The sequence below is a fragment of the Streptomyces sp. NPDC051636 genome (assembly GCF_044453765.1).
Lineage (GTDB): Bacteria > Actinomycetota > Actinomycetes > Streptomycetales > Streptomycetaceae > Streptomyces.
The window spans coordinates 132,422-155,510 of record NZ_JBITDA010000020.1; the positions used below are offsets into that span (position 1 = coordinate 132,422).

The following is a 23,089-nucleotide window of genomic DNA, read 5'->3' on the forward strand; positions in this document are numbered from 1 at the left end:
GATCGCCCATCATGGCGAAGCTCAGCCAGGAAGACCTGCTCGCGCAGTTCGAGGAGATGACCCTCATCGAGCTCTCCGAGTTCGTGAAGGCCTTCGAGGAGAAGTTCGACGTCACCGCCGCCGCCCCGGTCGCCGTGGCCGCCGCCGGCGCCCCGGGCGCCCCGGCCGCCGAGGCCGAGGAGGAGAAGGACGAGTTCGACGTCGTCCTCACCGGCGCCGGCGACAAGAAGATCCAGGTCATCAAGGTCGTGCGTGAGCTGACCTCCCTGGGTCTGAAGGAGGCCAAGGACCTCGTGGACGGCGCCCCGAAGCCCGTTCTCGAGAAGGTCGCCAAGGACGCCGCGGAGAAGGCCGCCGAGGCCCTCAAGGGCGCCGGCGCCTCCGTCGAGGTCAAGTAAGGCCATACGGGTCGAGCAGGACCCACGCGATGGCTGAAACGGTCCCCTCGGGGCTGTAACGGTCACGCACCGAGGAGCGATCATCCATCCGGGTGGTCGCTCTTCGGCGTTCCCGGGGTCCGGCCACGGTTGCCTTGCGCCTGTGATGGTGAGGGGTATGGTGATCTTCGTCGTGTCCCCGGGCACCCGGTTCGGGCCAGGGGGGCCTTGACGAACCGCACGCAGCGCGCAATTCTCAGGACGCGTCGTCACAAGGATCCGAATCCGAGGCATGGATCGACGGCGAAGAGGGCAGTATCAACGTGCGTTGAGGGCAGCATGCCGAGGGCGTTGAGAAGAGCGGTGAGCACAGCGAGGGTCTCGACAAACCCGCACTGGACATCAGTGTGCCAAGTGGCTACACTGACCCTTTGCGCTGCCTGTTAGCTGTCCCCTGCCCGTCACCAGGGGTCTGCCCTCACTCGAGCATCGACGACGAACGTTCCCTGACCTGGGACTTCTGTCTCTATGCGCGGGAGAGGGGCCGGTACGCGCGTAGTGAGTCCGAGCCCTCGGAAGGACCCCCTCTTGGCCGCCTCGCGCAACGCCTCGACCGCGAATACGAACAACGGCGCCAGCACCGCCCCGCTGCGCATCTCTTTTGCAAAAATCAAGGAGCCCCTCGAGGTTCCGAACCTTCTCGCGCTGCAAACCGAGAGCTTCGACTGGCTGCTCGGCAACGATGCATGGAAGGCTCGCGTCGAGGAGGCTCTCGAGAACGGTCAGGACGTCCCCACCAAGTCCGGCCTCGAGGAGATCTTCGAGGAGATCTCCCCGATCGAGGACTTCTCCGGGTCGATGTCGCTGACCTTCCGTGACCACCGCTTCGAGCCGCCGAAGAACTCGATCGACGAGTGCAAGGAGCGCGACTTCACGTACGCCGCGCCCCTCTTCGTGACGGCCGAGTTCACCAACAACGAGACCGGCGAGATCAAGTCCCAGACCGTCTTCATGGGCGACTTCCCGCTCATGACGAACAAGGGCACCTTCGTCATCAACGGCACCGAGCGTGTCGTGGTGTCGCAGCTGGTCCGTTCGCCGGGTGTCTACTTCGACTCCAGCATCGACAAGACGTCCGACAAGGACATCTTCTCCGCCAAGATCATCCCGTCCCGGGGTGCCTGGCTGGAGATGGAGATCGACAAGCGTGACATGGTCGGTGTCCGCATCGACCGCAAGCGCAAGCAGTCCGTCACCGTCCTGCTGAAGGCGCTCGGCTGGACGACCGAGCAGATCCTCGAGGAGTTCGGCGACTACGAGTCGATGCGCGCCACCCTGGAGAAGGACCACACCCAGGGCCAGGACGACGCGCTGCTCGACATCTACCGCAAGCTGCGCCCGGGCGAGCCCCCCACGCGTGAGGCCGCGCAGACGCTGCTCGAGAACCTCTACTTCAACCCCAAGCGCTACGACCTCGCCAAGGTCGGCCGCTACAAGGTCAACAAGAAGCTGGGTGCGGACGCTCCGCTCGACGCGGGCATCCTGACCGTCGAGGACATCATCTCGACGATCAAGTACCTGGTGAAGCTGCACGCCGGCGAGACCGAGACGGTCGGCGACAGCGGCGAGACGATCGTCGTCGAGACCGACGACATCGACCACTTCGGCAACCGTCGCCTGCGCAGCGTCGGCGAGCTCATCCAGAACCAGGTCCGTACGGGTCTGGCGCGTATGGAGCGCGTCGTCCGCGAGCGCATGACGACCCAGGACGTCGAGGCGATCACGCCGCAGACCCTGATCAACATCCGGCCGGTCGTCGCCTCCATCAAGGAGTTCTTCGGCACCAGCCAGCTGTCGCAGTTCATGGACCAGAACAACCCGCTGTCGGGTCTCACCCACAAGCGCCGTCTGTCGGCTCTTGGCCCGGGTGGTCTCTCCCGTGAGCGGGCCGGCTTCGAGGTCCGTGACGTGCACCCGTCTCACTACGGCCGTATGTGCCCGATCGAGACGCCCGAGGGTCCCAACATCGGTCTGATCGGTTCGCTGGCCTCCTACGGCCGGGTGAACGCGTTCGGTTTCGTCGAGACCCCGTACCGCAAGGTCGTCGACGGCCAGGTCACCGACGAGGTGGACTACCTGACCGCCGACGAGGAGGACCGCTTCGTCATCGCGCAGGCCAACGCCACGCTGACGGACGACCTCCGCTTCGCCGAGGCCCGCGTGCTCGTCCGCCGCCGTGGCGGCGAGGTCGACTACGTCGCCGGTGACGACGTGGACTACATGGACGTCTCGCCGCGCCAGATGGTGTCGGTCGCGACCGCCATGATCCCCTTCCTCGAGCACGACGACGCCAACCGTGCCCTGATGGGCGCGAACATGATGCGCCAGGCCGTTCCGCTGATTAAGTCGGAGGCCCCGCTCGTCGGTACCGGCATGGAGTACCGCTCCGCCGTCGACGCCGGCGACGTCGTCAAGGCCGAGAAGGCCGGTGTGGTCCAGGAGGTCTCCGCGGACTACATCACCACCGCCAACGACGACGGCACGTACATCACGTACCGCCTGGCCAAGTTCGCCCGCTCCAACCAGGGCACCTCGGTCAACCAGAAGGTCATCGTCAACGAGGGCGACCGGATCATCGAGGGCCAGGTGCTCGCCGACGGTCCGGCCACCCAGAACGGTGAGATGGCGCTCGGCAAGAACCTGCTCGTGGCGTTCATGCCGTGGGAGGGTCACAACTACGAGGACGCGATCATCCTGTCGCAGCGCCTCGTGCAGGACGACGTCCTCTCCTCGATCCACATCGAGGAGCACGAGGTCGACGCCCGTGACACCAAGCTCGGTCCCGAGGAGATCACCCGGGACATCCCGAACGTCTCCGAGGAGGTCCTCGCCGACCTCGACGAGCGCGGCATCATCCGTATCGGTGCCGAGGTCATCGCCGGTGACATCCTCGTCGGCAAGGTGACCCCGAAGGGTGAGACCGAGCTGACGCCGGAGGAGCGCCTGCTGCGCGCGATCTTCGGTGAGAAGGCCCGTGAGGTCCGTGACACCTCGCTGAAGGTGCCGCACGGCGAGACCGGCAAGGTCATCGGCGTGCGCGTCTTCGACCGCGAGGAGGGCGACGAGCTTCCCCCCGGTGTGAACCAGCTGGTGCGCGTGTACGTCGCGCAGAAGCGCAAGATCACCGACGGTGACAAGCTCGCCGGCCGGCACGGCAACAAGGGTGTCATCTCGAAGATCCTGCCCATCGAGGACATGCCGTTCCTCGAGGACGGAACCCCGGTCGACATCATCCTCAACCCGCTGGGTGTGCCGTCCCGGATGAACCCGGGACAGGTCCTGGAGATCCACCTCGGCTGGCTCGCCAGCCGCGGCTGGGACGTCTCCGGCCTCGCGGACGAGTGGGCCCAGCGCCTGCAGGTCATCGGCGCCGACCAGGTCAACCCGGGCACGAACGTCGCGACCCCCGTCTTCGACGGTGCGCGCGAGGACGAGCTCGCGGGTCTGCTGCAGCACACCATCCCGAACCGCGACGGCGAGCGCATGGTGCTCCCGTCCGGCAAGGCGCGGCTGTTCGACGGCCGTAGCGGTGAGCCGTTCCCGGACCCGATCTCGGTCGGCTACATGTACATCCTGAAGCTGCACCACCTGGTCGACGACAAGCTGCACGCCCGCTCGACCGGTCCCTACTCCATGATCACCCAGCAGCCGCTGGGTGGTAAGGCCCAGTTCGGTGGCCAGCGCTTCGGCGAGATGGAGGTGTGGGCGCTCGAGGCCTACGGCGCCGCCTACGCTCTCCAGGAGCTGCTGACCATCAAGTCCGACGACGTCACCGGCCGCGTGAAGGTCTACGAGGCCATCGTCAAGGGCGAGAACATCCCCGAGCCCGGCATCCCCGAGTCCTTCAAGGTGCTCATCAAGGAGATGCAGTCGCTCTGCCTGAACGTGGAGGTGCTGTCCAGCGACGGTATGTCCATCGAGATGCGTGACACCGACGAGGATGTCTTCCGCGCTGCGGAGGAGCTCGGCATCGACCTGTCCCGGCGCGAGCCGAGCAGCGTCGAAGAGGTCTGACGGGAGTCCGGCGGGACCCTCAGCCACAGGGCCCCGCCGACCCCCAGGCCCCCGTTTCAGACCACAGACTTACGACCCTGAGAGGGATTGACGCATAGTGCTCGACGTCAACTTCTTCGACGAGCTCCGGATCGGCCTGGCCACCGCTGACGACATCCGTCAGTGGAGCCACGGCGAGGTCAAGAAGCCCGAGACCATCAACTACCGCACCCTCAAGCCCGAGAAGGACGGACTCTTCTGCGAGAAGATCTTCGGCCCGACCCGGGACTGGGAGTGCTACTGCGGCAAGTACAAGCGCGTCCGCTTCAAGGGCATCATCTGCGAGCGCTGTGGCGTCGAGGTCACCCGCGCCAAGGTGCGCCGTGAGCGGATGGGCCACATCGAGCTCGCCGCGCCCGTCACGCACATCTGGTACTTCAAGGGTGTCCCGAGCCGGCTGGGCTACCTGCTCGACCTGGCCCCCAAGGACCTCGAGAAGGTCATCTACTTCGCGGCGTACATGATCACGTACGTTGACGAGGAGCGCCGCACCCGCGACCTGCCCTCCCTGGAGGCGCACGTCTCCGTCGAGCGGCAGCAGATCGAGAACCGCCGCGACGCCGACCTGGAGGCCCGCGCCAAGAAGCTCGAGGCCGACCTGGCCGAGCTGGAGGCCGAGGGTGCCAAGGCCGACGTGCGCCGCAAGGTGCGCGAGGGCGCCGAGCGTGAGATGAAGCAGCTGCGCGACCGTGCGCAGCGCGAGATCGACCGTCTCGACGAGGTGTGGACCCGGTTCAAGAACCTCAAGGTCCAGGACCTCGAGGGCGACGAGCTGCTCTACCGCGAGCTGCGGGACCGCTTCGGCACGTACTTCGACGGCTCGATGGGTGCCGCGGCGCTGCAGAAGCGCCTGGAGTCCTTCGACCTCGACGAGGAGGCCGAGCGTCTTCGCGAGATCATCCGTACCGGCAAGGGCCAGAAGAAGACCCGTGCGCTCAAGCGCCTGAAGGTCGTCTCCGCGTTCCTGCAGACCTCCAACAGCCCCAAGGGCATGGTGCTGGACTGCGTGCCGGTCATCCCGCCGGACCTGCGTCCGATGGTGCAGCTGGACGGTGGCCGCTTCGCGACCTCCGACCTGAACGACCTGTACCGCCGTGTGATCAACCGAAACAACCGTCTGAAGAGGCTCCTCGACCTCGGCGCGCCCGAGATCATCGTCAACAACGAGAAGCGCATGCTTCAGGAGGCCGTTGACGCCCTCTTCGACAACGGTCGTCGTGGCCGTCCGGTCACCGGTCCGGGCAACCGCCCGCTGAAGTCCCTCAGCGACATGCTGAAGGGTAAGCAGGGTCGTTTCCGTCAGAACCTGCTCGGTAAGCGTGTGGACTACTCCGCGCGTTCCGTGATCGTCGTCGGTCCGCAGCTGAAGCTGCACCAGTGCGGTCTGCCCAAGGCGATGGCGCTGGAGCTCTTCAAGCCGTTCGTGATGAAGCGCCTGGTCGACCTGAACCACGCGCAGAACATCAAGAGCGCCAAGCGCATGGTGGAGCGCGGCCGTACGGTCGTGTACGACGTCCTCGAAGAGGTCATCGCCGAGCACCCGGTTCTGCTGAACCGTGCGCCCACCCTGCACCGCCTCGGCATCCAGGCCTTCGAGCCGCAGCTGGTCGAGGGCAAGGCCATCCAGATCCACCCGCTCGTGTGCACCGCGTTCAACGCGGACTTCGACGGTGACCAGATGGCCGTGCACCTGCCGCTGTCCGCGGAGGCGCAGGCCGAGGCCCGCATCCTGATGCTGTCCTCGAACAACATCCTCAAGCCGGCCGACGGCCGTCCGGTGACGATGCCGACCCAGGACATGGTCCTCGGTCTGTTCTTCCTCACCACCGACGCCGAGGGCCGCAACGTCAAGGGCGAGGACCGCTCGTTCGCGTCCGTCGCCGAGGCGATCATGGCGTTCGACGCCGGCGAGCTCTCGCTCCAGGCGCCGGTCGACATCCGCTTCCCGGTGGGCACCATCCCGCCGCGCGGCTGGACCCCGCCGGTCCGCGAGGAGGGCGAGCCGGAGTGGCAGCAGGGTGACAGCTTCCGTCTGAAGACCACGCTCGGCCGTGCGCTCTTCAACGAGTTGCTGCCCGAGGACTACCCGTTCGTCGACTACGAGGTCGGCAAGAAGCAGCTCTCCGAGATCGTCAACGACCTCGCCGAGCGCTACCCGAAGGTCATCGTGGCGGCGACGCTCGACAACCTGAAGGCGGCCGGCTTCTACTGGGCCACCCGTTCCGGCGTGACCGTCGCCATCTCCGACGTCGTCGTTCCCGAGGCGAAGAAGGAGATCGTCCGCGGCTACGAGGCACAGGACGAGATGGTCCAGAAGCAGTACGAGCGCGGTCTGATCACCAAGGACGAGCGCACGCAGGAGCTCATCGCGATCTGGACCAAGGCGACCAACGAGGTCGCCGAGGCGATGAACGACAACTTCCCGAAGACCAACCCGATCTTCATGATGGTGAACTCGGGTGCACGAGGCAACATGATGCAGATGCGTCAGATTGCCGGTATGCGTGGTCTGGTGTCGAACGCGAAGAACGAGACCATCCCGCGGCCCATCAAGGCGTCGTTCCGTGAGGGTCTGTCCGTGCTGGAGTACTTCATCTCCACGCACGGTGCCCGTAAGGGTCTGGCGGACACCGCCCTGCGTACCGCCGACTCGGGTTACCTCACCCGTCGTCTGGTCGACGTCTCCCAGGACGTCATCATCCGCGAGGAGGACTGCGGCACCGAGCGCGGCCTCAAGCTGCAGATCGCGGAGCGCGGTGCGGACGGCGTCCTGCGCAAGGCGGAGAACGTCGAGACGTCCGTGTACGCGCGCTGCCTCGCCGAGGACATCGTGGTCGACGGCCAGGTGCTGGCCCCGGCCGGCACCGACCTGGGCGACGTCCTCATCGAGGAGCTCGTCGGCCGTGGCGTCGAGGAGGTCAAGACCCGCTCGGTCCTGACCTGCGAGTCCGCCGTCGGTACCTGCGCGATGTGCTACGGCCGTTCGCTGGCCACCGGCAAGCTGGTCGACATCGGTGAGGCGGTCGGCATCATCGCCGCCCAGTCCATCGGTGAGCCCGGTACCCAGCTGACGATGCGTACCTTCCACACCGGTGGTGTGGCCGGTGACGACATCACCCAGGGTCTGCCGCGTGTCGTCGAGCTCTTCGAGGCCCGTACCCCGAAGGGTGTCGCCCCGATCTCCGAGGCCTCCGGGCGCGTGCGGATCGAGGAGACCGAGAAGACCAAGAAGATCGTCATCACGCCGGACGACGGCAGCGACGAGACGGCCTACCCGATCTCGAAGCGTGCCCGACTCCTGGTCAGCGAGGGCGAGCACGTCGAGGTGGGCCAGAAGCTCACCGTGGGTGCCACCAACCCGCACGACGTGCTGCGCATTCTGGGCCAGCGTGCCGTCCAGGTCCACCTGGTCGGCGAGGTCCAGAAGGTGTACAACTCGCAGGGTGTGTCGATCCACGACAAGCACATCGAGATCATCATCCGGCAGATGCTCCGCCGCGTGACGATCATCGAGTCCGGCGACGCCGAGCTGCTGCCCGGCGAGCTGGTCGAGCGCTCGAAGTTCGAGACCGAGAACCGTCGTGTGGTCCAGGAGGGCGGTCACCCGGCCTCCGGCCGTCCGCAGCTGATGGGTATCACCAAGGCCTCGCTGGCGACCGAGTCGTGGCTGTCGGCGGCGTCCTTCCAGGAGACGACCAGGGTCCTCACGGACGCGGCGATCAACGCCAAGTCCGACTCCCTGATCGGCCTCAAGGAGAACGTCATCATCGGTAAGCTCATCCCGGCCGGTACGGGCCTGTCCCGCTACCGCAACATCCGGGTGGAGCCGACCGAGGAGGCCAAGGCCGCGATGTACTCGGCCGTCGGCTACGACGACATCGACTACTCGCCGTTCGGCACGGGCTCCGGCCAGGCCGTTCCGCTGGAGGACTACGACTACGGTCCGTACAACCAGTAAGCGAGCGTCCGCTTGAAGGGCGGTCACCCTGCGGGGTGGCCGCCCTTCGGCGTTGTCCGGGTGCTCTTTCGAGTGATCGCGCGAGGGGAGCGGAGCGGCCCCGGCGGGCTCCTGACGGCCGGTGTGCGAGCTTGGGGGCCGATCCGACCGGATGGGAGGTGCCGACGCCATGACGTCTGCTACGACCCGTGGCCTTGCCGGGGCAACCGTGATCGCCGCGCTGGCGATGACGGCGGGGTGCCGGTTCGGGGAGTCGGCGGGCGGCTCCGGAAAGACGGCCGAGCCGGTCGTCAGTTCCACGCTGGCCACCCTCTTTCCGGGTGAGGACTCCGCGGAGGCGATCCCTCTTCCGACCGCGAAGGTGGGCGAGCCGGCGGGCGGCAGGGTGGCCTTCGTCAACCCCTACGACGATCAGTCCACGACCTTCCATGACATCAGCGCCGGACCGATCGCCGCGGGAGCCCCCTATGGGCGGAGCTCCGGTCCGCAGACCTCGGTCACCGGCTGTGAGAACGTCGAAGTGCCGCCCAAGGGCCAGTGTGTGGCCGTCCTCCGCCACATCGCCTCGGAACCGGGCCGGTACACCGTGCGGCTGACCGCCATGACGTCCCAGGGCGACACGGTCACCGCGACCTTCTCCGGGGAGGCGGTCGGGCCGTCGACCTCGACCACCGGCTCCTCCAGCCCGCCGACGACAGAGCCCGGGACGACGACAGGGCCCGGGACGACGACAGGGCCCGGGACGACGACAGGGCCCGGGACGACGACAGGGCCCGGGACGACGACAGGGCCCGGGACGACGACAGAGCCTGAGACGACGACAGAGCCCGGGACGACGGATACCTCCCCACCCGGCTGAGGCGACCTCCCCCGGCGCCTCGCCCTCACTCGCCCTTGACCTCCAACCAGATGTTGCCGTCGTCGGGAAGCACCACCATCACGCGGTTCGCGTAGCGCGAGGCGTAGGAGACCAGATAGAAGCGGTTCGGCGCTTTCGCGACGATGCGGAAGCCCTGGTACTGGTAACGGAACGGTCCGCGGTTCTCACCGAAGTCCCTGAGGACGATGTCGGGGGCATTGGTGGGCAGGGGCATCCGCGAGTGGACCAACACCTGCGGGGCGCGCCGGTAACCCCCGTCCGCCACCCGGATGGCCGCACCGCGCCCACTCTCGTTCACATACCGTGCCATGTCGTAGAACAGGCTCAACGACAGCAGGCCGATGAGCAGGGCACCGGCCGCCAGCCACAGCCGGTCGCCGGTCCGGTCCCGCTGACTGCTCACATGCCTGCTCTGGCCGAGGCGCAACTGGACGGCGAAGAAGGCCAGCGTGGCTCCGAGCCCCATCACCAGGGGCGGCACGAAGGCGGTCGCCCAGCCTTGGGGGAGCACCGGGATCAGCAGCTGATCCGAGTAGAAGGCGGGGAGGCCCAGCAGCATCAGGCCCAACCCGGCGCGGAGCAGCCAGCGGGTCACCTTACGGCGCCTGGTCGCGTACTCGGGAAGGGCCAGCAGGTGCCCCACTCTGCCGAGCACGAGCAGCACGACCAGCCCGCAGACCATCAGCAGGCACAGGGGGAGAAAGATCGCCTGCGGGCTCTGCGCCACGATGCTCTGGACGGACAGCTGGAGGTCGCTGGAAAGAACGCCCAGGGAGGAGTAGTACGCCTGGGTGTAGACGCTGCCGAAGTAGTAGAGCAACCCGAGGACGATCGTCCCCGGTGCCGCGACGTATGCCGCCTTCTCCCACATGGCCGACCTCGGCACACGCGGAGGCGAGGGCGGAGGTGAGGCCGGAGGAGGAGGCGGCGGAGGCGGTGGCGGCGGCGGTGTGTCGGGTCGTCGTGCCGGCGGTGCGGGCATGGCCCCAGTCTGTCCGGCGGTGACCGGGCCCGCACACGCAGCGACTCCGCTCGGCTGACTCAGACCCGAGTCAGCCGTGCTGCTGGAGGTACGGCTGCAGGTGGTGCAGCCGCGTGTGGTGGTCCGGGTGCGAGGACAGCAGCTTGGCCAGGGCGCTCTCCTCGACCGGGACCCCGCCGTTGTGCGCGGCGAGCGCGGCCTTCTCCTGCTCCTCCTGCTGGTGCAGCCTGTGCAGCACGCCGACCAGCATGGGCGCGAAGCCGAGGGCGGCCGCGTGCTCGTCGGCGCGCAGCTCGGAGCGGCGGCCGACGGCGGCGAGCGCGTACGGCACGCCGAGGATCAGCAGCGGAAGACCGTACAGCGTGCTGATGGTCGCCACGGCGAGGCCGCCGACACCCAGCACGACGAAGGCGACGCCGAGGCAGCCGAAGGCCTTGGAGACGTGGAAGGCGACGGTGGAGACGGCCTTCAGGACGCGCCAGGCGATCCGGCCGGGCAGCGCGTACCAGTAGCCGAGCAGCCCGGACCAGGCGTGGCCGCCCACATGGTGGCCCAGCTCGTGTGCCAGGACGGCGGCGAGTTCGCCGTTGGGGAGGTTGTTCATGGCGAACCGGGTGACGCCGACGATGTGGCCGGCCGCGGCGACCGCGTTCAGGGCGTCACTGTCCTCGACCCAGAGCTCGTAGTTGCGGCCCTCGACGCCGGCACGGGCCGTGACTTCCCGCCAGACCGGTTCGAGTTTGGCTCGTTCTTGTGGAGTGGGGTAGCGCAGACGGAGCAGATGGCGCGCGAGGGCGCTTTCCGTGGGGCGGTGGAAGACGAGTGCGCCGCTGGCAAGCCAGAGCAGGATCACGACGAACGCGAGGTTGCCGAAGAAGAGGGAGACCAGGCCGACGACGAAGAGGCTGCACAGGAAGTTCGGCAGGTAGAGCAGGAGGGCGCCGACCGCTGTGGCGTCCGTACGGCGCTGGTGCGCGGAGATGTGGACCCGGCGGGCGTCGGTGCTGATGTGGTGCGGGTGGGAGGGGTCGCCCGGGGCGGGCGGGGGCGGCACGGCCGGCGGGGCGACGGGGGGCGTGAGCGGGGGCTGCGGGTACGGCGACTGCGGGTACTGGGGCGGTATGGGGGCGGAGGCCCGGGGGTACTGGGGTGCGGCCTGCGGGTACTGCGGCGGGTACGGGTGTCCCGGGTACTCCGAGGGTGAGGGCGGCGGCTGGGTCATGGTCGTTCCTTCGGTTCGTGCTTCTGGAGCGGTGTGCGGGATGCGTGGGGAGGGGCGGCTCAGCGGATCAGCAGCGAGGCGGGCAGCAGGACCGTGCCGGTGCAGAAGGCGATCAGGCCGGTGCGGATCCACTGGTGCTTGCGCGCGGCGATGCGGCTCATCTCGGCGAGGGCCGCGGTCAGCCCGGTCGTCGGGTCGCGCCGGGTGTCCCCGAGCGCGGCCTCCAACCGGCCCATCCGGACGGCCTGCTGGATGTCGCCGAAGTACGACAGAGGGCGGCCCGGCGCCCAGGTCCCCGAGCGGAACCGGGGCAGGACGGCGAGCAGCAGGGCGAACAGCGACAGGCCGAGCGCGAGGGTTCCGGCCCACCAGAGCGTCGTACCGACACCGGACAGCTCCGAGGGCGTCCAGTCCCGGCCGGCCAGCAGGCCGCTGAACACCCCCGCGGTCATCCCGAGCGCCGCCACCAGCACGGACGCCTTGCTGTCGGCCCGGGCGACCTCGTTGCGCAGCTCGGCGAGGAGCCGCTCGCACAAGGGGACGAGGTCGGCGGGGGCGGCGGGGGCAGGGTCGGTCATGAGCCGCCGCCCGCCGAGTCCTCGCCGGGCCGGGTCGGAGCACTCCCGTAACCGGGCGGCGGCTGCCACGCGGGGGGCTCGGCCGGGGGAGCGGGTACGGCTGCGGAGGCGGACGCGGGCGGTTGCGGGTCCGGTGCGTGTGCCTGTGCGGGTGCGGGTGCCGGTGTCACGGGCGGCACGCCGGGGTACGGCGCCTGTGCGGCCGGCGGTGCGGTGGGCGGCGCGGTCGGTTGGGGCGGAGGGAAGGCCCCCGCAGCAGGCGGAGTGGAGGGGAACGGGGGAGACGGGGGTGCGGGGAAGGCACCCGGGCCGGGCGTTCCATACGGACCGGGTACGGGCGGCGTGGCGTCCGTGGGTGTCCCCGGCGTCGTCCGGTGCTCTTCCTCGTTCCCGGTCGCGGGGGCGGGCCCCGCCTGCGGGTAGGCCGGTCCCTCGCCCGGCGCCAGGGGCGGCGGGGTCTGCGGTACGCCCGGCAGGCGCTGGTTGAGGATGTCGTTGACCGTGCGCAGGGCCAGCTGCTTGGGGCCCTCCAGCTCCCAGTTCTCCGCCGCGTCACCGTTCAGCAGCTGCTTCACCAGCTCCATCTGGGCCTGGATCATGCGGAGTTGGTCCTCGCGCATGCTGTTCATGACGAGCCGGGAGTCCTCGGGGTGCTGGGCGAGGTGCAGCGCCCAGGCGTGCACGCCGCCCTGCTGGAGGTGGTACTGGTAGAAGTTGATCTTCTCGGCCTCCAGCCGCTGGAGCTCCAGCTGCTGTTGCCCCGCCAGCAGCGCCTGCTGGTGCTGCCATTGCTGCTGCTGGAGGAGATAGGCCTGCTGCTGGTGGCCGTACGCCATGGCCCGCTCGATCTGCAGCGCGTCCTGCTGCCGGCCCCGCAGGTCGACCGCGACGTCGATGTCCATGCCCCGCTGGGCCGCGAGGATCTGCTCGGCGGCGGAGTGACCGATGGCCTGTTTGCGCAGCTCGTGGTCGATGTTGGCCTGGTCCCGGCGCAGCCGCAGCGTCCAGGTGACCTGGAGGCCGGCCGGCGCGCCGAGCGGACCCAGCAGCTGCATCCGCTCCAGCAGCTCCGCCTCCGCCGCCGCGCTGTCGGCGACGGCGAACCGGCGGGTCACCGGCCGGGCCGCCTGCTGCAGCTCGCCCAGCAGCAGCGCGGGCACGTCCCGGTGCCCCGTGGCCACGAACCGGGCCGGGTCCAGCACCTGCCAGGACAGGTCGACCGCCGCCGTGAACTCGAACGCGTCGTTGTCACTGGGCAGCAGCAGGTCGTCAGTGTGCGGGTGCACACCCATGTCCACCTCGTACACGGCCGTGTAGTGGTTGGCCACGATGTCGGCGCGCGTCGGCCGCCGGGGCGGCAGGTAAGCCTCGTAGCCGCCCTGGGCGGTGGAGAACACCAGGGCGTTGTCGATGCGGACGTACGACTTGAGGCTGAACTCGAAGCGGGACAGCTGGCGCACGGTCAGGACCGGGTCGAGCAGGTGCGAGTGCCGGTCGGCCTGCTGCTGCCACTCGGGCTGGCGGAAGGTGGGCATGGGCGGATCTCCTGGGGCGGCCCCGCGAACGGGCGGGAGGCGTTCTGGGGTGGGTCAGCGGGTGGGAAGCGTGGTCAGCAGGCGGGCCGCCACCGGGGGCGGGGGATTGCCGTCCTCGCCGGGCATGGTGCGCAGCAGGTGGCTCAGCCGCTGGTGTTCGGCGGGCGTGGTGACGAGCGTGGGCAGCAGGGCGGCCAGCGCCCACTCGGTGGCCGAGGAGCGGTCGGCGATCAGGACCCACTCGCGCAGCACGTCGAGCGCCGGCCGGGTGGAGTTCGGGTCGGCCAGCGCGGCCCGCCACAGGTACGGGATGCCCTGCGCCGGGGCGTCACCGGTGGTCGCCGCGCGGGCGTACCAGGCGAGCACCAGCGGGGTGCCGTACCGTTCGTCGCCCTCGGTGCGGCGGCAGGCGTTCACGAAGCCCGCGAGCGTGAGGTCGCGTACCGCGCGGTCGTCCTCGAGGTGGGTGCGCAGTTCGGCGAGGACCCGGTCGCTGGCGGGGGACAGCAGCAACAGCTCGACGGCTTCGGCGAGTTCGCGGGCCATCGACCCGTCGAGGTCGCCGGGCCCGTCCTCGTACAGCCGCCGTGCGGCGCCGCGCAGCGCGGCCAGCGCCTGTTCCGGACGCTCCGGTCCGATCAGCCCGTACGACCGCACGGCCACCCAGCGCAGCCGCGCGTCGTCGCCCTCGCACCAGGCGTCCAGGATGCGCGGGATGTTGGGCGTGTCGATGAGGTGGGCGAGGGTGAGGGCGTTGACCGCGACCAGCCGTTGCCGGAAGCGTTTGGAGGTCGCCCAGGGTTCGATGACCAGGGCCATCGCCGAGGGCAGGTCGGTGCGGGCGAGGACGGCGACGGCGGAGGCGGCGCGGGTGCGCACCAGCGGGCGGCCGTCGTCGGCGAGGCGGCGCAGCCAGGCGATGAGGGCGGGCCGGGCGGAGGGGTGGCCGGTCCACACCTCGCGCAGCAGGACCAGGGAGGCCCGCTCGTCGCGGAACCTCGCCTTCTGCTGGGTCACCGGACCCCATTCGGTGTGCTCGTCGTCTTCGTATCGCTCAGCGCGGGCCAGCTGGAGCCGCTTGCCGACGTGCGTGCCGAAGACGGGGACCTCCGGGACGCGGGCCGGGTTCTCGGTCTCCTGCAGGAAGCGGTAGAGCAGGTCGCTCAGTTCGGCGGTGAGCGCGTACGGGCCGCCGTCGAAGGCGGCCAGGGCGACGAGGAAGGCCTTGTCACGCAGGTGGATCGCGCTCTCGTCCTCCTCGAACCACTCCTGGACCTGGTTCTCCAGCGAGACCAGTGAGAAGTCGGCGACCGCCTGCTCGGAGGCCTCCCCGGCCGCGTACCGGCCGAGCAGCTGCGCGAAGGCGGTGACCTCACGCAGCTGGTGCCCGCGCTCCAGGAACTCGGTCACGGCCGTCAGCCCGAGCAGTTTCTCGGCGGTCACCTCGTCGGTGCGGGTGCGCAGGTGGGCGGCGAGGACCTCGGCGGTCGCGGGCGGATGCCACTCCTCCGCCGGTACGTCCTCCAGTACGGCGGAGGAGCCGAGGGTGACGACCAGGTAGGCGTCCCGCTCGGCGAGGCGGTCCCTGGCGGCGAGCAGGTGCGGTTCGCGCAGCGGGCGGTCGCGGCGGGTGGCGAGGTCGCACAGGACGTAGCCGCGGGCCTGGTCGTCACCGGTGAACCGCTCGGCGAGCGCGCTCGGGTCGGTGTCGCGGACCAGGGTGCGGACGGGGTCGGCGCCCAGGCGGTGCAGCAGCATCAGGGCGGCGGTGCGCCGGCCGGTGAAACGGGCGCCGGACAGGACCAGCACGCGGTCGCGGCGCAGCCGCTCGAGCAGGCCGGTCATGACCTCCTCGTCGGCGACGAAGGTGCGGGCCAGGCGGTCCAGGGTGACCCGCGGGACCTCGCCGGAGGCCGAGGCGGGCGCGGAGGCGCCGGGTATCGCGAAGTGGTACTCGGTCTTGCTGCCCATGATGACGTCGCCGGTGACCCGGCCGCCGCTGACGGCGTGCTGGTCACCGCCGGCCAGGCCGCCGCCGAAGCGGGCCCGGTCCCCGACGTTCATGGTGCGCGGGCTGTGGTCGATCAGGTCACGCCGGGCGGCCCAGGCGTCCTGTGGCTGGTCACGCTCCTCGCCGGCCTCGGCGGTGCGCGGCCGGTCCTCCTCCGCAGCGGGCGGCTCGCCGGGCTCCGGACCGGCCGCCGGGGCCGGTCTGCCGTTCTCCGGCTGCTCGGGCGTGCTCACGCGCGCTCACCCCGCTCGCGGCCGCCCAGGCTGACATCGCCGGTGACCTGGCCGCCGCTGACGCCGTGCTGGTCGCCGCCGACCAGGCTGCCGCCGAAGGAGGGGGCGCCGCCGTCGAAGTGGAAGACGGCACCCGGCGCCGGGGCTCCCCGATGTCCTTCCGGCGCCGGGCGGTCCTCGGGGGCCCCGCCCTGCGGGGGCACCCGCGGCGCCGGGCGGTCCCCCGATCCGCCCGGCGCCTCCCCCTCCCCCGTATCGCGGTGGTCCTCTCGGTGCTCGGTCGTGGCCGGTACGGGGCCGTGCAGCCACGCCGTCAACGGGCCGTTCTTGCCGGCCATCGTCACCGTGTGGAAGTCGGCGGCCGGGATGCCCGGGTGGTCGTGGCGTACGACGCCCTCGTACAGGGCGTGGGAGACGCACAGGGCGAAGTCGCCGGTGCGCTCGCGCAGGGCGGCGCGCAGCACGTCCGCGTCCAGCAGGCGGCAGGCGTGGTTCAGGTCGGAGCCGACCCAGCCGTCGTGTTCGTCGACGGCGACCCAGCCGGTGGCCAGGACACCGCGCAGCCGGATCTGCGCGGACCGGGACGCCATGCGGTTGACCGTCCGCAACTGCGCCGGCACCTCGGTGAGCAGGGCTCGCAGCAGCGCGGTCACCGGGGCGCCCGCGTCGATCAGCTCCATCACCGAGTCCCCGCGGTCGGCCCGCAGCCGCCGGGTCTCGTCGATGCCCGCGCTCTCCAGCGTGCGGTCGGTGATGTCGTAGAGCATCCGCCGCAGATAGGCCTGCTCCACGTCGTCCCGGTCACTGAACCTCTCGATGTCGAGTAGCAGGATCGTCCGGATCACGGGGTCGGTCATCGCGGCCTCTCGAGGGGGGTGGCGGGCAGACGAGAAGACTGCTGGCCGCGGGGGCGTCCCTGTGAGGGCGGATGACCCACTTCGAGTGTGACGGGATACACAGAAGGCGCAGGGGGGACGGCGATGGCGGGACGGGCAGGTCGGCGAAGGAGCTGCGCAGCGGCAGGTCAGCGTTGGCCAGGCCCCGTCGGTGACGGGATCCCCGCCGCCGGGTCCGTCGCCGCGATACGGCGGAGGATGTCCGGGCGCATGATCAGCATCGTGCGGCGGCCCGTGGCGACGGCGTCCTTGTCGCGGAGTTCCCTCAGCAGGCGCTGGACCATCTCGCGGGAGGCGCCCACCGAGCCGGCGAGTTCCTGTTTGCTCAGGGGGACGGCCAATTCGATGCCCGCGGGGGTGCGGCGGCCATGGGTGCGGGCCAGGTCCAGGAGCAGGATGGCGAACCGCTCCCGCACGCTCAGTGACGCGAACTCCAGCCGGCGCCGGTCTGCCGCGCGGGTGCGGTCCGCGGTGAGGCCGAGCAGGGCGAAGGAGACGGCGGGGGAGCGGCCCAGGAAGTCCCGGAAGCGCTCGCGCTCCACCGCCACCGCCCGCACCCGCTCCAGCGCGGTGACCGTCGCCGACCGCGAGCGCCCGGTCAGCGCGGCCGACTCGCCGACGATGTCACCGGGGCCGCGCAGCGCCAGGAGGGCCTCGTAGCCGTTGGCCGCCGAGGCGGTGACCTTCGTCCAGCCGTGCACCAGGAACAGCACGTGCGCCGACGGCTCGTGCTGGCGGATCAGCACCGTACGCGGCGTGAAGTCCAGGGAGTGGCCCAGAGCCAGCAGCGCCGAGCGGTCCTCGCGCTCCAGCCGGGCCAGGAACGGCACCCGGTCGTCCAGACCCCCGTCGTCCGTTGAGTACGACGGCGTCCACGTCGTCATGTTCGGCCCCCCGAATCCCCGCAGCGGACGGATCAACGTACAGAAAGCCCGCTGACGCCGAGCGCGGAAGAGCGCGAACCGGCCATTGCCGGAAGATCATGGGGAGGGCAGCCGGAAGATCATTCCGGCGGCTGGGACAACTGGGGTGAATCAAACGGGGTGACCCGGGGCACCCGGCGTGTCAGGCTGCGCTCCATTTGTTTTGACCGAAGTCCGTGAGGTAGGTACGCTCAGACCTTGTGCCTGGGGTGTGCCCTGGCTCTCGTGCGTGCCTTCAAACCGCATAGCGAGCCGTCACTGGCCACCGTAATCTGCGCCCTTTTCGCCTTGCGGCGGGAGTCTGCCGGATTCGACACACCCGACCGCGTGGGTCGGCGAAGTTCCAGGTTAGCTGTACCTATCGGCACACAGAAACCGGAGAAGTAGTGCCTACGATCCAGCAGCTGGTCCGCAAGGGCCGGCAGGACAAGGTCGAGAAGAACAAGACGCCCGCACTCGAGGGTTCCCCTCAGCGTCGCGGCGTCTGCACGCGTGTGTTCACGACCACCCCGAAGAAGCCGAACTCGGCCCTGCGTAAGGTCGCGCGTGTGCGTCTGACCAGCGGGATCGAGGTCACCGCTTACATTCCGGGTGAGGGACACAACCTGCAGGAGCACTCCATCGTGCTCGTGCGCGGCGGCCGTGTGAAGGACCTGCCGGGTGTTCGCTACAAGATCATCCGTGGCTCGCTCGACACCCAGGGTGTCAAGAACCGCAAGCAGGCTCGCAGCCGTTACGGCGCCAAGAAGGAGAAGTAAGAATGCCTCGTAAGGGCCCCGCCCCGAAGCGCCCGGTCATCATCGACCCGGTCTACGGTTCTCCTCTGGTGACCTCCCTGATCAACAAGGTGCTGCTGAACGGCAAGCGCTCCACCGCCGAGCGCATCGTCTACGGCGCCATGGAGGGCCTGCGCGAGAAGACCGGCAACGACCCGGTCATCACGCTCAAGCGCGCTCTCGAGAACATCAAGCCGACCCTCGAGGTCAAGTCCCGCCGTGTCGGTGGCGCCACCTACCAGGTGCCGGTCGAGGTCAAGCCCGGCCGCGCCAACACACTGGCGCTGCGCTGGCTGGTCGGTTACTCCCGCGCCCGTCGCGAGAAGACCATGACCGAGCGTCTCCTCAACGAGCTTCTCGATGCCTCCAACGGCCTCGGTGCGGCCGTGAAGAAGCGCGAGGACACCCACAAGATGGCCGAGTCCAACAAGGCCTTCGCGCACTACCGCTGGTAGTCGCTACCCACATCGAGACCGAGAGAAGACTGAAGCCTTATGGCTACCACTTCACTTGACCTGGCCAAGGTGCGCAACATCGGCATCATGGCCCACATCGACGCGGGCAAGACGACCACCACCGAGCGGATCCTGTTCTACACCGGTGTGTCTTACAAGATCGGTGAGGTCCACGACGGCGCTGCCACCATGGACTGGATGGAGCAGGAGCAGGAGCGTGGCATCACGATCACCTCTGCTGCCACCACCTGTCACTGGCCGCTGGAGGACGTCGACCACACCATCAACATCATCGACACCCCGGGCCACGTCGACTTCACCGTCGAGGTGGAGCGCTCGCTGCGCGTCCTCGACGGTGCCGTGACGGTGTTCGACGGCGTCGCCGGCGTTGAGCCGCAGTCCGAGACGGTGTGGCGTCAGGCGGACCGCTACGGCGTTCCGCGCATCTGCTTCGTCAACAAGCTCGACCGCACCGGTGCCGAGTTCCACCGCTGCGTCGACATGATCAGCGACCGCCTGGGTGCGCAGCCGATCGTCATGCAGCTCCCGATCGGTGCCGAGGCCGACTTCAAGGGCGTCGTGGACCTGGTCCGCATGAAGGCGCTCGTGTGGTCCGCCGAGGCGACCAAGGGCGAGATGTACGACACCGTCGACATCCCGGCCACGCACACCGAGGCCGCCGAGGAGTGGCGCGGCAAGCTGCTCGAGGCCGTCGCGGAGAACGACGAAGAGATCATGGAGCTGTACCTGGAGGGCGAGGAGCCTTCCGAGGAGCAGCTGTACGCCGCGATCCGTCGTATCACCATCGCGTCCGGCAAGGGCACCGGCACCACCGTGACCCCGGTGTTCTGCGGCACCGCGTTCAAGAACAAGGGCGTCCAGCCCCTGCTCGACGCGGTCGTGCGCTACCTGCCTTCCCCGGTCGACATCGAGGCCATCGAGGGCCACGACGTCAAGGACCCGGAGACGGTCGTCAAGCGCAAGCCGTCCGACGAGGAGCCGCTGTCGGCGCTGGCGTTCAAGATCATGAGCGACCCGCACCTCGGCAAGCTCACCTTCGTCCGGGTCTACTCGGGCCGCCTGGAGTCCGGCACCTCGGTGCTGAACTCCGTCAAGGGCAAGAAGGAGCGCATCGGCAAGATCTACCGCATGCACGCGAACAAGCGTGAGGAGATCGACTCGGTGGGCGCCGGCGACATCATCGCCGTCATGGGTCTGAAGCAGACCACGACCGGTGAGACGCTGTGCGACGACAAGCAGCCGGTGATCCTGGAGTCCATGGACTTCCCGGCGCCGGTCATCCAGGTCGCCATCGAGCCCAAGTCGAAGGGCGACCAGGAGAAGCTGGGCGTCGCGATCCAGCGCCTGGCCGAGGAGGACCCGTCCTTCCAGGTCCACTCGGACGAGGAGACCGGCCAGACCATCATCGGTGGTATGGGCGAGCTGCACCTCGAGGTGCTGGTCGACCGTATGCGCCGTGAGTTCAAGGTCGAGGCCAACGTCGGCAAGCCGCAGGTCGCGTACCGCGAGACGATCCGCAAGGCCGTCGAGCGCGTCGACTACACGCACAAGAAGCAGACTGGTGGTACCGGCCAGTTCGCCAAGGTGCAGATCGGCATCGAGCCGCTCGAGGGCGGCGACACGTCGTACGAGTTCGTGAACAAGGTGACCGGTGGCCGCATCCCGAAGGAGTACATCCCTTCGGTGGACGCCGGCGCTCAGGAGGCCATGCAGTTCGGCATCCTCGCGGGCTACGAGATGACCGGTGTCCGCGTCATCCTGCACGACGGTGCCTACCACGAGGTCGACTCCTCCGAGCTCGCCTTCAAGATCGCCGGTTCGCAGGCCTTCAAGGAGGCCGCGCGCAAGGCCAGCCCCGTGCTGCTCGAGCCGATGATGGCCGTCGAGGTCACCACGCCCGAGGACTACATGGGCGAGGTCATCGGCGACATCAACTCCCGCCGTGGTCAGATCCAGGCCATGGAGGAGCGGGCTGGTGCCCGCGTCGTGAAGGGCCTCGTGCCCCTGTCGGAGATGTTCGGCTACGTCGGCGACCTCCGCAGCAAGACGTCGGGTCGCGCAAGCTACTCGATGCAGTTCGACTCCTACGCCGAGGTTCCGCGGAACGTCGCCGAGGAGATCATCGCGAAGGCCAAGGGCGAGTAACGCACTCCGTTCGCACGCCGTAGGCTTGACTCCGGAGCCTCAAGGGGCATTCAGCCGCATTCCAGGATGAATGCCCCGGGTTCCGGGACTTAACAGCAAAGATCACCTGGCGCCGATGAAGTAAGGCGTACAGAACCACTCCACAGGAGGACCCCAGTGGCGAAGGCGAAGTTCGAGCGGACTAAGCCGCACGTCAACATCGGCACCATCGGTCACATCGACCACGGTAAGACGACCCTCACGGCCGCCATTACCAAGGTGCTGCACGACGCGTACCCGGAGCTGAACGAGGCCACCCCGTTCGACAACATCGACAAGGCGCCCGAGGAGCGTCAGCGCGGTATCACCATCTCCATCGCGCACGTCGAGTACCAGACCGAAGCGCGTCACTACGCCCACGTCGACTGCCCGGGTCACGCGGACTACATCAAGAACATGATCACCGGTGCCGCGCAGATGGACGGCGCGATCCTGGTGGTCGCCGCCACCGACGGCCCGATGCCGCAGACCAAGGAGCACGTGCTCCTGGCCCGCCAGGTCGGCGTTCCGTACATCGTCGTCGCCCTGAACAAGGCCGACATGGTGGACGACGAGGAGATCCTGGAGCTCGTCGAGCTCGAGGTCCGTGAGCTCCTCTCCGAGTACGAGTTCCCGGGCGACGACGTCCCGGTCGTCAAGGTCTCCGCGCTGAAGGCGCTCGAGGGCGACAAGGAGTGGACGCAGTCCGTCCTCGACCTCATGAACGCCGTCGACACCGCCATCCCGGAGCCGGAGCGCGACGTCGACAAGCCGTTCCTCATGCCGATCGAGGACGTCTTCACCATCACCGGTCGCGGTACGGTCGTCACCGGCCGTATCGAGCGCGGTGTCCTCAAGGTGAACGAGGAAGTCGAGATCATCGGCATCAAGGAAGAGAAGACCAAGACCACGGTTACGGGCATCGAGATGTTCCGTAAGCTGCTGGACGAGGGTCAGGCCGGTGAGAACGTCGGTCTGCTTCTCCGCGGTATCAAGCGCGAGGACGTCGAGCGCGGCCAGGTCATCATCAAGCCGAACACGGTGACCCCGCACACCGAGTTCGAGGCGCAGGCCTACATCCTCTCCAAGGACGAGGGTGGCCGCCACACGCCGTTCTTCAACAACTACCGCCCGCAGTTCTACTTCCGTACGACGGACGTGACCGGCGTGGTGACCCTCCCCGAGGGCACCGAGATGGTCATGCCGGGTGACAACACCGAGATGAAGGTGGAGCTCATCCAGCCCATCGCCATGGAGGAGGGCCTGAAGTTCGCCATCCGTGAGGGTGGCCGGACCGTGGGCGCCGGCCAGGTCACCAAGATCACCAAGTGATCTTGAACTGACCCGGTAGGTCTCTGACCGGTAGGCCTGAAGAGGCCCGTACGACTTCGGTCGTGCGGGCCTCTTCGCTGTTCGAAGCTATTCGGCGGGTACGACCTGTTGTAGCCTCGTGCCACCCCTCTCAGTCTTTGTCATGCCACTGACCAAATCCGGGGTGGAAGCGCCGGTCGTCGTCAACGCCGAGGATCACCCGGGAGTCGTGCGGATCGCGGGGGATCTCCGGGACGACATCGAGCGGGTGACCGGCGTACGGCCGGACGACGTCCCCTCCCCGCGCGCCGCGGCGAGGTCTGGGTGCTGCCGGGCACATCAACGTCGGCGCGGACGACGGCTTGCTGAACGCGGTCTGGGCACGCGACACCTCCGGCAAGGTGAACCGGACGGCGACGAGGCACACGGTGGCGCGGGCCGGAGTGCACCGGCTGAAGTTCTGGATGGGGATCCGACGGTGGTGCTGCAGAGGTGGGTGATCGACACGGGCGGGCTGACGCCGACGTATCTGGGCCCACTGGAGAGCAGGCGGGTTGGGGAGTGACCGTGGGGCCGCCCGCTTCTCGTCGATTGTCGTGCTTGCGCGAGCCGAGTAAAGGGCGCTTCCGCTCCGCTGCGCTGCGCTCTCGCGTCG

At 68.9% G+C, this 23,089-nt stretch carries 15 protein-coding genes and 1 pseudogene; 9 read left to right on the forward strand and 7 right to left on the reverse strand.

The genetic code is table 11. The features are described from left to right. Positions 1 to 11 precede the first annotated feature (11 nt). The 4 genes from rplL to ACIBBH_RS29545 all read left to right on the forward strand — a co-directional run bounded on the left by rplL (position 12) and on the right by ACIBBH_RS29545 (position 9,307). Entirely contained in the window at positions 12 to 398 is a 387-nt protein-coding gene (gene rplL, locus ACIBBH_RS29530; protein WP_399409757.1) for a 50S ribosomal protein L7/L12, read from the forward strand. Between the two features lie 567 nt (positions 399 to 965). Beyond that, a complete protein-coding gene (gene rpoB, locus ACIBBH_RS29535; protein WP_399409759.1) occupies positions 966 to 4,451 on the forward strand; it encodes a DNA-directed RNA polymerase subunit beta in 3,486 nt (1,161 codons plus the stop codon). 97 nt (positions 4,452 to 4,548) lie between these two features. Next, complete coding sequence (locus ACIBBH_RS29540; protein ID WP_399409760.1) at positions 4,549 to 8,448, forward strand: DNA-directed RNA polymerase subunit beta'; 3,900 nt, start codon at positions 4,549 to 4,551, stop codon at positions 8,446 to 8,448. A 169-nt stretch (positions 8,449 to 8,617) separates the two neighbouring features. Further along, entirely contained in the window at positions 8,618 to 9,307 is a 690-nt protein-coding gene (locus tag ACIBBH_RS29545) for a hypothetical protein (RefSeq protein WP_399409762.1), read from the forward strand. 25 nt (positions 9,308 to 9,332) lie between these two features. On the opposite strand, the gene ACIBBH_RS29550 is transcribed toward ACIBBH_RS29545, so the two are convergent. The 7 genes from ACIBBH_RS29550 to ACIBBH_RS29580 all read right to left on the reverse strand — a co-directional run bounded on the left by ACIBBH_RS29550 (position 9,333) and on the right by ACIBBH_RS29580 (position 17,669). Further along, positions 9,333 to 10,214, reverse strand: a complete 882-nt coding sequence (locus ACIBBH_RS29550) for a hypothetical protein (RefSeq protein WP_399409764.1) — start codon at positions 10,212 to 10,214, stop codon at positions 9,333 to 9,335. A gap of 166 nt (positions 10,215 to 10,380) precedes the next feature. Beyond that, positions 10,381 to 11,532 (reverse strand): M48 family metalloprotease, encoded by a 1,152-nt coding sequence (locus tag ACIBBH_RS29555; protein WP_399409765.1) that lies wholly within the window; start codon positions 11,530 to 11,532, stop codon positions 10,381 to 10,383. Positions 11,533 to 11,591: 59 nt separating this feature from the next. Continuing rightward, the gene (locus ACIBBH_RS29560) at positions 11,592 to 12,110 is read right to left on the reverse strand and encodes a Pycsar system effector family protein (protein ID WP_399409767.1); all 519 of its coding nucleotides are present in this window, start codon (positions 12,108 to 12,110) and stop codon (positions 11,592 to 11,594) included. Continuing rightward, a complete protein-coding gene (locus ACIBBH_RS29565) occupies positions 12,107 to 13,645 on the reverse strand; it encodes a hypothetical protein (protein WP_399409769.1) in 1,539 nt (512 codons plus the stop codon). The genes ACIBBH_RS29560 and ACIBBH_RS29565 overlap by 4 nt, the downstream gene beginning before the upstream one ends. A 54-nt stretch (positions 13,646 to 13,699) precedes the next feature. Beyond that, the gene (locus ACIBBH_RS29570) at positions 13,700 to 15,889 is read right to left on the reverse strand and encodes a hypothetical protein (RefSeq protein ID WP_399409771.1); all 2,190 of its coding nucleotides are present in this window, start codon (positions 15,887 to 15,889) and stop codon (positions 13,700 to 13,702) included. Beyond that, positions 15,886 to 16,746, reverse strand: a complete 861-nt coding sequence (locus ACIBBH_RS29575) for a hypothetical protein (protein ID WP_399409773.1) — start codon at positions 16,744 to 16,746, stop codon at positions 15,886 to 15,888. Before ACIBBH_RS29575 ends, ACIBBH_RS29570 begins: the two co-directional genes overlap by 4 nt. A 167-nt stretch (positions 16,747 to 16,913) precedes the next feature. Continuing rightward, on the reverse strand, positions 16,914 to 17,669 hold the full coding sequence (locus ACIBBH_RS29580) for a Crp/Fnr family transcriptional regulator (protein ID WP_399409774.1): 756 nt from the start codon (positions 17,667 to 17,669) through the stop codon (positions 16,914 to 16,916). A 425-nt stretch (positions 17,670 to 18,094) separates the two neighbouring features. Here ACIBBH_RS29580 and rpsL point away from each other — a divergent pair, with 425 nt between their 5' ends. The 5 genes and pseudogenes from rpsL to ACIBBH_RS29605 form a co-directional block, all read left to right on the forward strand. Beyond that, positions 18,095 to 18,466 (forward strand): 30S ribosomal protein S12, encoded by a 372-nt coding sequence (gene rpsL / locus ACIBBH_RS29585; RefSeq protein ID WP_003948652.1) that lies wholly within the window; start codon positions 18,095 to 18,097, stop codon positions 18,464 to 18,466. Between the two features lie 2 nt (positions 18,467 to 18,468). Further along, positions 18,469 to 18,939 (forward strand): 30S ribosomal protein S7, encoded by a 471-nt coding sequence (gene rpsG, locus ACIBBH_RS29590; protein WP_003998848.1) that lies wholly within the window; start codon positions 18,469 to 18,471, stop codon positions 18,937 to 18,939. A gap of 39 nt (positions 18,940 to 18,978) precedes the next feature. Then, positions 18,979 to 21,105 carry an elongation factor G gene (fusA, locus tag ACIBBH_RS29595; RefSeq protein ID WP_399409776.1) on the forward strand — a complete coding sequence of 709 codons (2,127 nt, stop codon included), beginning with the start codon at positions 18,979 to 18,981 and terminating at the stop codon, positions 21,103 to 21,105. 156 nt (positions 21,106 to 21,261) lie between these two features. Then, on the forward strand, positions 21,262 to 22,455 hold the full coding sequence (tuf, locus tag ACIBBH_RS29600; RefSeq protein ID WP_399409778.1) for an elongation factor Tu: 1,194 nt from the start codon (positions 21,262 to 21,264) through the stop codon (positions 22,453 to 22,455). A gap of 326 nt (positions 22,456 to 22,781) precedes the next feature. Next, a pseudogene (locus ACIBBH_RS29605) lies at positions 22,782 to 22,999 on the forward strand (hypothetical protein); the annotation flags it as partial. Positions 23,000 to 23,089 lie beyond the last annotated feature (90 nt).